The sequence below is a fragment of the Gordonia asplenii genome (assembly GCF_012933505.1).
Taxonomy (GTDB): Bacteria; Actinomycetota; Actinomycetes; order Mycobacteriales; family Mycobacteriaceae; genus Gordonia; species Gordonia asplenii.
Genome location: NZ_JABBNB010000032.1, coordinates 42535 through 54982 on the forward strand (window position 1 = coordinate 42535; position 12448 = coordinate 54982).

The 12448-nt window shown below is 66.9% G+C and carries 7 protein-coding genes; 4 read left to right on the forward strand and 3 right to left on the reverse strand.

Going from position 1 to position 12448, the window contains the following annotated elements:
* Nucleotides 1–82: 82 nt before the first annotated feature.
* Complete coding sequence (locus HH308_RS23665) at nt 83–2566, forward strand: patatin-like protein (RefSeq protein ID WP_170196723.1); 2484 nt, start codon at nt 83–85, stop codon at nt 2564–2566.
* A gap of 100 nt (nt 2567–2666) precedes the next feature.
* Nucleotides 2667–5264 carry a helix-turn-helix transcriptional regulator gene (locus HH308_RS23670; protein WP_170196724.1) on the forward strand — a complete coding sequence of 866 codons (2598 nt, stop codon included), beginning with the start codon at nt 2667–2669 and terminating at the stop codon, nt 5262–5264.
* A gap of 250 nt (nt 5265–5514) precedes the next feature.
* Here the strand turns inward: HH308_RS23670 and HH308_RS23675 are convergent, their stop codons facing one another.
* Nucleotides 5515–6687: a serine hydrolase domain-containing protein gene (locus HH308_RS23675; RefSeq protein WP_211188777.1), complete on the reverse strand. Its 1173-nt coding sequence runs from the start codon at nt 6685–6687 to the stop codon at nt 5515–5517.
* A gap of 100 nt (nt 6688–6787) precedes the next feature.
* Here HH308_RS23675 and HH308_RS23680 point away from each other — a divergent pair, with 100 nt between their 5' ends.
* A complete protein-coding gene (locus HH308_RS23680; protein ID WP_170196725.1) occupies nt 6788–8056 on the forward strand; it encodes a serine hydrolase domain-containing protein in 1269 nt (422 codons plus the stop codon).
* Here HH308_RS23680 and HH308_RS23685 read toward each other — a convergent pair.
* Together HH308_RS23685 and HH308_RS23690 are read right to left on the reverse strand one after the other, a co-directional pair.
* Nucleotides 8001–9476, reverse strand: coding sequence for a biotin carboxylase (locus HH308_RS23685; protein ID WP_211188784.1), 1476 nt, complete (start codon nt 9474–9476; stop codon nt 8001–8003). The two genes, HH308_RS23680 and HH308_RS23685, sit on opposite strands and share 56 nt — an antisense overlap.
* A 963-nt stretch (nt 9477–10439) precedes the next feature.
* Entirely contained in the window at nt 10440–11120 is a 681-nt protein-coding gene (locus tag HH308_RS23690; protein ID WP_170196727.1) for an NUDIX hydrolase, read from the reverse strand.
* A 149-nt stretch (nt 11121–11269) separates the two neighbouring features.
* Here HH308_RS23690 and nadA point away from each other — a divergent pair, with 149 nt between their 5' ends.
* Nucleotides 11270–12319 (forward strand): quinolinate synthase NadA, encoded by a 1050-nt coding sequence (gene nadA / locus HH308_RS23695; RefSeq protein ID WP_170196728.1) that lies wholly within the window; start codon nt 11270–11272, stop codon nt 12317–12319.
* The last annotated feature ends 129 nt before the right edge of the window (nt 12320–12448 follow it).

A 12448-nucleotide genomic window follows, 5' to 3' on the forward strand; every position in this document is an offset into this window, starting at 1 on the left:
CGACTTCGCCGCAGATGAGTTTCGATCACACGAGTAGTGCACTACTCGTGTATTTCCGCTTTCGCGCGCGCACTCTTGAGGTATGTCCGAGAATCCGGAACGTCACATCGAGCTGCGACTGGCCGTGGTCTGCTACGGCGGTGTGGCACTGGCCATCTACATGCACGGGGTGACGAAGGAACTGCACAAGCTGGTCGAGGCCTCGCGACAGGTGGAGAAGGGCGGGCCCAATGAGTTCGACGCCGACGACACCGCGCGGGCATACTACGACGTGCTGGCCGCCTACCGCGACCAGGGGACACCGCTGCGAGTGGTGATCGACGTGATCAGCGGGACATCGGCCGGGGGGATCAACGGCGTCGTGCTGGGCAAGGCCATCGCCCGCGGCGCCGATCAGCAGAAACTGCGCGACCTGTGGCTGAACGACGCCGATCTGCGAAAGTTGTTGCGGCCCAACCTTCATATCGGCTTGTGGCCGGGCGTGGCGGTGTCGTTGGCGTGGCAGTTGATCAATGTGCGGCGTCGAACGTCGCCGTTGTCGGGTGCCTTCCTGGCGAGGAAGCTCTACGACGCGCTGCGGTCGATGGACGACGGGGCCGGCGACAGTCTGCTCATCGACAACGACTCGCTCGACCTGTATGTCACCACCACCGACCTGACCGGCGCGGACCGCCCGATGTCCGACGGCGCGGGCGGAATCAGCCAGCGCTCAACCGATTTCGCCCGCGCGATCAAGTTCAGCGCCACCGCGGGTCCCGGCGAGTTCGGCGCGGACTGGACCCCGGCGCTGACCTTCGCCGCGCGCGCCACGTCGTCGTTTCCCGGTGCGTTCGCGCCGGTGAGCCTGCGCAGCATCGCCGACGAAGTGGACTTCGCCGAGCAACACGTCGTGTTCGATCCCACCACGGTCCACTTCACCACCGACTATCGCGAGACGAGCGTCGACGCCGTCGACGTGTGGTTCGTCGACGGCGGACTCCTCGACAATGCGCCCTTCGACCACGCCGTCGCGGCGATCGCTCGTAAACCCGCAGAATCGCAGGTGGTGCGTCGGCTCGGGTACATCGAGCCCGATCCGGGGATCGCACTGCTGGCTCCCGCCCGCGCGAACACGCCGACCGCCCCGGCCGCCGCGCCGCGGTGGGTCAACGGTGTCTTCAAGGCGATCATCGGAGCGAAGGGATCGCACTCGTTCCTGCCCGACCTGATCGAGATCCGCGAGATGAACAACGAGATCCAACAGATCGGGGCGATCATCGAGGCGCAGGAAGGGCTGGTCCGGGACAAGCTCGTCGAACTCGGACTACAGGTCGGAACCGATCTGCTGACCGTCCAGAACGAGGACAGCGGTACCTCGGTGGAGTTCCGGGGAGCGTCGGCGACTCCCACCAAGATCGATGGCAGTCCCGTCACCGCTGCGACTGCGACGGTAGGAGTGCCCGCGGCCGTCGCCGAATTCGCGGACAAGACCAACGCATCGGTTCCCGCGTGGATCGGCGTCGGATACCCGACCTACGTACGCCTCAAGGCGACGTCGGCGGTCGACTACCTCTCCTCGGCGATCGGCGGGCGAGTCGGCTATGTGGACGGATCGAATGCTGCCGACTTCCTCCAGACGACGCTGCGCGAGTGGCTCAAGACTTCACCGGATTGGTCCCCGACGACGCCGAGCGGACTGGCCGCCCTACTCAAGAACCTGGACATGCCCTACCGCGAGCGCCGCCTGCAGTTCGTGCTGATGGCGATCAACGATCTGTACGCCGATCCCGCTCAACCGGTGCGGGCGACCGAGCTCGACGATCTCAAGGGCGAAGCGTGGCGCGCGTTCTCCGAGATCAGGCAGGTGACCGTCGATGCCGTAGGAAAACTCCACGATCAGAATTTGTTCGATTTCCTTCCCGAGCCGACGTCGGACCCCAAATCATTTCCCATTCCTGATCGATTCGCCGCCGAAAACAGCGCGAAATTCGCCGCCATCGTCAGCCAATTCTGCACCATCATCGGCGGCGGCCCCGGACACTACAGCAACGTTCTCTGGAATAGATATGTGCCGAAGACCGCGCACTGGCCGACGACGGCCCGGCAGACGCTGTTGACCCGCTATCTCGGTTTTCCGCTATGGGACGCGACGATCTATCCGAGCACGGCGCTGTCGAATCTTCCCATGTACTCGCCACTGAAGGTCGAGGCGTTCTCGCCGGAGGCCGCCCGCGCACTGCGGCCCGCACCGGGCACGCAGAAGTTGCAGGGCGCGGGATTCTTTCATTTCGGCGGCTTCCTGAAGCGCGCGTGGCGCGAGAACGACTATCTGTGGGGGCGGCTGGATACCGTCGAGCGCATCCTCGCCATCGTCGACGACGCGGCAGCCGAGGACGCCCAGAACCATCCGAGCATCGTGGCGATGCCGACCGATCCGGCGCAGCGGATCTCGCTGTCGCTGAAGGCCGGTCTCGGTGCGGTTCTCCGATCGGAGTCCGGACTGACGAAAGTCCGTCGATTACGCGAGCTTCTCACCGCGCAGATCGACGGGGATGGCAGATCGACGGGCCCGAATAATGCGAAATAACGGGCGGTAGGGAATAACGGGCGGCAGGCAATAACGGACGACTTCGGAATCGGTGAAGGACGTGAGCGCACGGCGTCGAGCATTGGTAAAATCGGCCACTATGACCCGGACGTGGCCGGTAGTTGAACGGACGTCAGAAATCGGGACCATCCGCGCAGCGCTGGACACCAACAGCACGGTCGGGGGAGTGGTCCTCATCGGCGACGCCGGGGTCGGCAAGACCACCCTCGCCCGACGCGTCACGACTTCGCTGCAGACCGATGTGCGCTGGGTCGCGGGCACCGAGTCGGCGCGCAGCATTCCGTTGGGCGTCTTCGCCCACCTCGTCGGGTCGGCGACCTCGCGCGACCCGGTGAACTTCCTCTCCGCCGCACGGGAATCGCTTCTGGCGCAAGGGCATATCATCATCGGCGTCGACGACGCCCATCTCCTCGACCACCTGTCGGCGACGCTGCTGCATCAACTCGCCATCGACCGCGCGGTGCACATCGTCGCCACCGTGCGCAGCGGCGAGTCCGTCCCGGACGCCGTGACCGCACTGTGGAAGGACGGCCACCTCGTCCACCTCGATCTGGAACCGTTCACCAAGGAACAGAGCGTGAGCTTCGTCGAGTCGGTGATCGGCGGACGCCTGGAAGGACTGTCGGCCGACATGATGTGGCAGGCATCCGGCGGCAACGCGCTGTTCCTGCGGCACCTCGTCGAGGGGGCACTCGAATCGGGGACGCTCACCCAGACCCGCGACGTGTGGCAGTTGCGTGGACGTGCGGCGATCACCTCGGAGTTGGCGTCGCTGCTGGAGAGCCGCATCGACCAGCTCTCCGACGACGTGCTCGGCGCGCTGCGCTACCTCACCTTCTGTGAGCCGCTCGAATTCGACATCCTCGCCGAGTTCGCCGGCGACGACGCCCTCGACGAGGCCGAGCAACGCGGCCTGATCCGGATCGTCGAGGACGACGATCGCCTCAGCGTGCACTTCAATCACCCGTTGTTCGGCGAGGTGGTCCGACGCCGCGTCGGCGTGGCCGCGTCGCGGCGCCTGCGCGGAAAACTGGTGCGCGCCATGGCCGCCCGCACTCAGACCTCGGCGCCGGAGCGGATCAGACTCGCGGAGTTGACTCTCGACAGCGACCAACCCGCCGACCTCGGGCTGCTGCGCGCCGCGGCCAACGACGCCGTCGGGCTCGCCGACGTCCCGCTCGCCGAACGCTTCGCCCGGGCCGCCGTCCGCAACGGCGGCGGGCTCGCCGAGGCGGAGGTCCTGGCGCGGGTGCTGCTGTGGCAGGGCCAGCCGCGCGAGACCGACGACGTACTCAACGGTTTCGACCCGGATGCCCTCGACGAGGGAGAACACCTGCGGTGGGGGCTGGTCAAGGTCGCCAACACCTTCTTCGCCCTCGGGGACGCCGCGGCCGCCGACGCCGAGCTGGCGAAAGTATTCGCACGAGTGGAGACCCCGATTCTGCGTCAGATCGCCGACGCGGTGGCGGCAGCGCTCGCCGTCCACGAGAACCGGCTGGCCGACGGGCTGGCGATCGCTGAGAAGGTGCTCGCCGATCGCGCCGCCCTGCCCTGGGCGGTGGAGTGGGCGTCGTATGCGGCGGGGTTGGCGCTCGGCCTCGGCGGCAAGGGCACTCGGGTCGCCGATATCGCCGTACGTGCGCACTCGGTCGAGGAGCACACCGACGGATTGCTGCGTTTCCCGGTGTGGCACGGCGAGGTGCAGGCTCTGACGCTGATCGGAGAATTCGACAAGGCACTGCGCCGCGCCGAGGAGACCACCGAGTTCTCCTCGGTCGGACAGTATCTCGCGTGGGGACTCACCAACTCCCTGCACGGAACGGTCGCGGTGGCGCAGGGACGGTTCGTCGACGCGGTGACCAGGCTGGAGGAGACGCTCGCGGCACTGGCGACCGGCGCCGGGGCATCGTGGAGCTGCCCCGCGCGCACGGCGCTGATCATGGCGTATGCCGCGCTGGGTTACGTCGACAAGGCGACCGCCGCCGTCCGCGCCTACGAGGAGATCACCGGCGACCACGTCGCGGTGTACCTGCCGCAGTTCGAGGTGGCGCGCGCCTGGGTGGCCGCGGCCGAGGGCGCCATCGTCGACGCCGTGGACGTCGCGGACCGCGCTGCCGCACAAGCACGCATGAGTGGGCAGTTCGGCGTCGAAGCCGAGGCCCTTCATGCCGCCGCCCGCTTCGGTGAGGGTGCGGTTGCGCCGCGCCTGGCCGAACTCGCCGGGCAACTCGACGGATCCCTCGTGCCGATCTATGCGCGGCACGCGAAGGCGCTCGCCGACGCCGATGCGGCCGGATTGGCTTCGGCGGCAGGCGAATTCGCCGACGTCGGGGCCATCCTGTCGGCCGCCGACGCCGCGGCGCAGGCTTCGGTCGTCTTCGCGGCCGCGGGCAACAAACGCGACGCCGTTCGGCTCGGCGCCGACGCCGACCGATTCGCCAGCCGCTGCGGCGGCGTGCGCACCCCCGCACTGGCCCTGGCGTCGAACCCGCTGCCGCTGACCGCGCGGGAACGCGAGGTCGCGAACTTGGTGGCGGCGGGACTGTCGAACAAGGAGATCGCCGAGCGCCTGGTGGTGTCGGTGCGCACCGTCGAAGGCCACCTTTACCGGGCGTGCACCAAGCTCGATGTCACCGACCGGGCCGAGGTGGCCGCGGTGGTGAACCGAGCGCGGTGAGCGCTAGTAGTGAGCTGATCAATCCAACGGGAGGCGCCCACCCGCTGGTTGAGCCGGGCCCGACGAGCGAAGCGAGACGCGCCCGTGTCGAAACCAAGGTGAGTCGAATTAACAACTGTCACAAGGCATTTGGATTCGTTGGCATCGTCGTCTTGCGAGGTTTCGACACGGGACTCCGCTTGCGCTCCGTCCCGGCTCAACCAGCGGGTGAGGGACGTTTCGGCGTTAGTCAGCACCGTCCTAGTTGCGCCTACTGCGCAGCCAACTGATCGGCGATGGTCCCGCATGCACGCAGGGTGTCGATCAGTTTGGTGGAGTCCTGAGCCGTCGGCCAGCTCGACAACTTCGCGACCACGGTCCGCGCCGCCGGATGCACGTAGATCAACTGTCCGTGAATGCCGAGACACAGCAGGATCTTCGCCTCGCCGCGTCGGACGAACCAGAACTGGTTGCGATACCAGCCGCCGGGCAGCACCGGCTCGTTCGACGTCCGGGCGAACGCGTCGCGGACGTCGTCGCCGGGATTGAACGACTCGTCGATCCACCGCGTCGGCACCACCTGGCGGCCGTCGATGGCGCCGTCGTTGCACAGCATCGTGCCGAAGCGGGCCAGATCGCGCAGCGTCGCGCAGATCCCGCCGTCGTGCATCGCCACACCGTGGGCGTCGACGGTCACGAACGCGTCGTCGGAGGCGCCCATCGGCTTCCAGACGAGGTCGGAGATCAACTGCTGGGTCGACGTCCCGGTGGCCCGCTCGATGATCCAGCCGAGCATGTCGGTGTCGATCGAGCGGTACACGAAGTCGCCGTCGTGCGGTCCGCTGCTGCCCAGCGTCGTGATGTAGCTGTACAGGCCGTCGGGGTCGTCGTCGAGCAGCGGCGCCCAACCGGCGGACCGTTCGACGACGCGCACCTCGGCGTCGGGGTTGGTGTACTCCTCGCTGAACGCGACGCCGGTGCGCATGTCGAGGACGTTGCGGACCGTTGCGCCCGCGTAGCCGCCCGAGGCGACCTCGGGGACGTAGTCGACGACCGGGCGGTCGATGTCGAGGACACCCTGCTCGCGCAGCACACCGGCGGTGGCGCCGAGGATCGACTTCGACACCGACATCACGAGATGGTGCACCAGCGGCGACAGTTCGCCGGGGTACTCCTCGTGTACGACGGCACCGTCGTGCACGACCATCAGGCCGTCGGTGTACACGCCGGCGAACACGTCGGCGATCGACGCGGGGCCGCTCAAGGTCTCCACGGTGGCGGACAGGTCGAGTGGTGTCGACGATGCGGGCAGCGGCGGACCACCTGCTCCGATGATCGGTGTGGTCGGCATCAGTTCGTCGATGTGCTGGAACGACCAGCGCACGTTTTCGGCATCCTGCCAGTTCGACAGGTCGACGTCGGTCCGTGCGACGGGACTGGACACGTGTTTGCTCCTCAGTGATTCTTCTCGGTTGGTTTCTTCGCGGTTTGGTCGGTCGGGCGTGCCCGCGGTGCGAGCACGTGTTCTACGATCGTCTGTCGTGATGAGTTCCGGTGACGCATTCGGTGTGAATGCAGCGAATTGGCAGACGCCGCCTCATCATCGGTGGGCGTTCTGGCATCTCGAGCATTTCCTTCCGACCCGCACCATCGCCCGCGCGACGGCGCCTCGTGTGCTGCGCGACGGCGACCGCTCGCCCGAGCTGCTGGCGACGGTGATCACCGACTCCGACGGCCTGCCGCGGACGGTCGGCGAGGTCTTGCACAACACCACCGACACCGACGGTTACGTCATCGTCCACGACGACACCGTGATCGCCGAATGGTATCGCGAGCCCGGCGCGCGCGAGGGCAAGCATGCGCTGATGTCGGTCACGAAGTCGTTCGTCGGGGTGGTCGCCGGAATTCTCGTCGGGCGCGGGCTGCTCGACATGGGCCGGCCGGTCACCGACTACGTTCCCGAACTCGCGGCGAGCGGTTACGCGGGGGTCCGCGTGCGCGACGTCGCCGACATGCGCAGCGGAGTGTCGTTCCGCGAGGACTACCACGACCCGACGTCGGACATCGCCGTGATGGCCGACTGGCTGGGCTGGCAGACGCCGGCCGGAGCGATCGCGCCGGGCGGGTTGTACGGCTTCCTGCGCAACGTCGGGCCGGGTACCGGCCCCGGGGGTCAGTTCGTCTACCGGTCGGCCGATACGGACGTCTTGGGCTGGGTGTGCGAGCGCGCGGCGGGCGTGCCGATGGACGTGCTGATCGGCGACCTCGTGTGGCGCCCGATGGGTGCGGCCTCGGACGCGGTGATGCTGTGCGACGTTCACGGGGTGCCGCTGCACGACGGCGGGCTGGCGGTCACCGCGCGCGACCTCGCACGCTTCGGGCTGCTCCTCGCGGACGGCGGGATGCGGCGAGATCTGCTCGCGCACAGCATGACTGACGACGAAGTGCACGTGATCCCTCCTGATTTCATGCGTGCGACCTGGACGGTCGACGCGGATGTGCGTGATGCGTTCGCCACGACTCGGACCGAGGAGGCGATGCCGGGCGGGTGGTACCGCAACCAGTTCTGGCTGCGGCCCGACGCGCGCGGCGCCGACATCATCCTCGGTCTGGGCATATTCGGGCAGATGTTGTTCGTCGATCGGACGACGGGCTGTGTCGCAGTGAAATTCTCCAGCTGGCAGACGGCTCAGAGTCCGCGCCAGCTGGAGTCGGCATTTCGTGCGTTCGGCGCGATCAGCGCCGCGGTGGGTCCCGCTATTTCACCGCGTCGACGTTTATCACCGCCGGGGCCGTCGGTACCGCTTCTGTGACGTAGTTACGGCGGATGCCGTCGATGTAGCGACGGCACCGGGGGGTCAGGTCGCCTGCGGACTGCATGCGCCCCTTGGTGACGAGGATGCCGAGGTCGGCGCCCTTGAACAGGTAGTCGCCCTGACCGTAGACGCGCAGGAAGAAGGCTTCGTCCTCACCCGCGAGGTCGTGCCAGTCCTGGCTGATCCGCTGGAAGCGGAACTGCCCGTCGTCGTCGAGTCGCCAGGTACCCGTGCGCGGGGCGGCCAGAATACGTTCGATGGCGTCGTTGGGTTCCTTCATGATCAACTGCGACCACGCGTCGACCGCCGCGAGATCCCGCCAGCGGGTGTTGATCTCCTCGACGCTGATCGTGTAGTCGACGTCCATGTACTCCAGGAGGTGGAACAGGAACAGCGGAACGTCGGCGTAGGCGCCCGCGGTGACGTTCGTCATCGACGACGCGCCCGAGATACGCGGGTTCAATTCGCCGAGGTACACCTCGTCGGTGTCGGTGTCGATCAGGACGTCGATCTCCAGGAAGCCCAGGTAGCCCTCCTGCGCCAGACGGTCACCCATCTTGCGGACGCTCTCGACGGCAGACTCGCGGTGGGCGTCGGACAGCGCCTCGGGGAACAGGTCGTTGCCGCACCAGCCACCCTTGTACGGGGTCAGTTCCTTGTAGCCGGTGAGATCGGTCATGAACGGTCCGACGATGGTGCCGTGCCGGGTGATGCACGCCTCGACGGCGAGCGCCTTGTTGTTGATCCGCTTCATCACCTTGAGCTCTTGGCCGATGATGTCCTCGGCGTTGGAGTCCCAGTCGGCCTCGGCCTTGATGAAGAACGTGGTCTTGCCGGAGTCGCCGTAGGGCGTCTGCACGACGAGGTCGGTGCCGAGGTGGTTGGCCTCGGCGAGTTCCATGAGCTCGGCGAAGGTGTCGGCGGTGCCCAGGACGTTGGGCACCGAGTGCGCACCGGCCTCGTTGCCGAGTTGGGTGGTGACGATCTTCGAGTCGAGACGGTTGCGCAGTTCATGGGACGGCAGGATCAGGTCGTAGCCGCGCTCACGGCAGATCTCCTCGGTCTCCTCGTCGAAGAACACCATCGCGACCTTCGGGCGCCCGCCGCGGCGTCGAAGATACTGCTGCACCTCCGGGTCGCGAAGCAGGTAGTTGTTGATCTCCTCGGACGACTCGAACTCCACCGGCGGCTTGTTGACCGGCGAGAAGACTCGCGGGTGCTGCCCGTCCCAGGAGTCGTAGTAGGCGATGTAGTGGAAGTTGCGGACCCACCGGTCGAGACCGAGGAGGTTGAACGACGTCGGGCCGACGAAGTAGATCGGATCCTCGTTGGTGCGGAAGAAGGTCCGGATCTCCGCGATGCCGTTGAGATGGCGGCGATTGCCCGTGTTGCCGGCGATGGGTGAGGCCGGCGTCATCTCAGTCGACGACGCGTCCGTGGCAGGTGCGGTGGTGTTCTCGGTCATCGTTGTCCCTTCGGTTCGAATGGTGCGCCGTATCAGCACAACCAGCGCTGCAACCGTCACCGTGACTGCGACGACTACGCGCACTGCTCTGTGATCCACGTAATGAAGATATGTAGTCGCTCTGCGGGCTGAACATCGACGAAATGTCGAAGGTTGGTGTCGGTATTTGCCAGTTCGTCGTGGTGCACGGGACGGGGCCGGCAGGCCGGTGCGGTTCAGTGTGGTTGTTCTTATTAAGTGGGACAACAGGTTTCGCGTCTGCGTCGGGGTGCGGAGGCAGGGTTCGGTGCGGGTTTACATTCCGTCGGCGGATTTGTGCGTTCGGGTGGGGCAGCGGGAGCGAGGTGTCGTTGTCCCGGGGGCGTCGACGTCGCACTGCGGTGGTCGTCTCGCGCTGCGGTAACTGATTTGGGATTACGGTGGCGGGAAGGTGTTAGCGCAGTGTTGAGTCGGGAAGCGAAGCCCACCCCTCTGCCGGTTGAGCCGGGCCGGGGCGTTAGCGAGGACCACCCCTCTGCCGGTTGAGCCGGGCCGAAGCGTTAGCGAAGGCCCGTGTCGAAACCACGTAAGCCGACGACGCCATCGCACCAAACACGCAGCGGCAGTTGGTAACTCATCTCACCATGGTTTCAACTCGGCCGCGGCTAGCGCTTACTTTGACTCGCTGCGCTCGCTCAGCACGCCGCGTCGGGCCGGGCTCAACTAGCGGATGGGGCCTGCCCGCGATGGACCAGGTTCAACTCCGGCTCAGCCAGGCTCAATCAGCGGGGGGCGCCGCGACTCGGCTGTCTCCTGGCCGAAATCAACGAGTTCGACGTTCGCAACTCGCGACTCCTCCGCCTCCTGTCATCGGAAGCACGGCGTCGACCATGAATTCCGTTGTGCGCAAGTCGCTTTCGGGCCAAGGTGCGACTCTCACAACGGCGGCCGCAGGGTTGCGAACTCGTCGGTCACCCGCAGCTCGGCGTCGACGAACCGGTAGAGCGCGGGCGGTCGCCCGCCACCGCGGCCGTTGCGGCGGACTGTTCCGGTGGCCGCGATGACCCCGCGCCGCGACAGGATGCGCAGCAGGTTGGTGGTGTCGACCGGGTAGCCGAGGGCGGCGCCGTAGATCTCCGACAGCTCCGACATCGGGAACTCGGCGGGCGCCAGCGCGAAGGCGATGTTCGTGTAGGAGAGCTTCGCCGCGAGTCGATGCCGCGCGGCGTCGACGATCTTCGCGTGGTCGAATGCCAATGGCGGCAATGAGTTCACGTCGTGCCAGGCGGCGGCGCTCGGCGTGGCCGGCGGGGCATCGCTGGGAACCAAGCCGAGGTAGGTCGATGCGATGGTGCGCGATCCGGCGACGCGGTGCGGGTCGGAGAACACGGCGAGTTGCTCCAGGTGTCGCACCGAGCGTTCGTCGGTCTGGGCGATGAGGAGGTGGCGAACGGTATCGGAGAGCTTCTCGTCGGCGTCGATTCCGCCGCCGGGCAGCGACCAGGCGTCGTCGATTCGGCGCAGTAGGACCCGCAGGGTGGAGGTGTCGGCGCACTCGTCGGTGGGGCCGATCTGGAACACCGCGCTGAGCACTTCGACGACTGTGGGAACCGGCATGGCGTCGAGTGTAGGGCGCCCGGTCAGGCGTGATCTGGAACACGGGGAATGGACAGGAATGTGTCCGGTGTTACTATGACGATAGTTTTCGACCGACAGTCGAAAATTGACGATCGCGCCAGCCCGCGCAGTCGACGAAGGAGAACACCATGAGCATCACCACTGACGCGCCCACCGGCGTCGGCATCGACGATGTGACGATCATCGACGCCCCCGGCGGCTACACCGGCGTGGAACCCACGCAAGAGTGGGCCGACGAGGTGCGGCGCCTCGCCGAGAAGCGCAACGCGACCATTCTCGCGCACAATTACCAGCTTCCGGCCATCCAGGACATCGCCCACCACGTGGGGGATTCACTGGCCCTCTCGCGCATCGCGGCCGAGGTCGACTCCGACGAAATCGTCTTTTGCGGCGTGCATTTCATGGCCGAGACAGCGAAGATCCTCAGCCCCGGCAAGCGCGTGATGATCCCCGACGAGCGGGCCGGCTGCTCGCTCGCCGACTCGATCACCGCCGACGAACTGCGCGCATGGAAGGCGGAGTATCCCGACGCCGTGGTGGTCTCGTATGTCAACACCACCGCCGAGGTGAAGGGGCTGACCGACATCTGCTGCACGTCGTCGAACGCCGTCGACGTCGTCGCATCCATCGACCCCGACCGCGAGGTCCTGTTCCTGCCCGACCAGTTCCTCGGCGCGCACGTGAAGCGCCAGACGGGTCGCGACAACATTCACATCTGGGCGGGCGAATGCCATGTGCACGCCGGCATCAACGGTGACGAACTGGCCGACCAGGCGGCCTCGCACCCCGACGCCGACCTGTTCATCCACCCCGAATGTGGTTGCGCCACTTCGGCTCTGTACCTCGCAGGCGAGGGCGCGGTGCCCGCCGACAAGGTGAAGATCCTCTCCACCGGGGGCATGCTCGACGCCGCGCGGTCGACCGGTGCCAAGCAGGTGCTGGTGGCCACCGAGATCGGCATGCTGCACCAGCTGCGCAAGGCAGCGCCCGGCGTCGACTTCCAGGCCGTCAACGACCGCGCGTCGTGCCCGTACATGAAGATGATCACCCCCGCCGCGCTGCTGCGCTGCCTGCGCGAGGGCCGTGACGAGGTGGACGTCGCACCGGACGTCGCCGAGCGGGCGCGCGCCAGCGTGCAGCGGATGATCGAGATCGGGAATCCCGGTTCCGGTGAGTGAGCAACCGGGAACGTCGGCCTCTCTGCCGGTTGATCAGCGGCCAGCTTCTCCGCCGGTTGAGCAGGGGTCAGCTTCTCTGCCGGGTGAGCAGGGGTCAACTTCTCTGCCGGTTGAGCAGCAGCCAGCTTC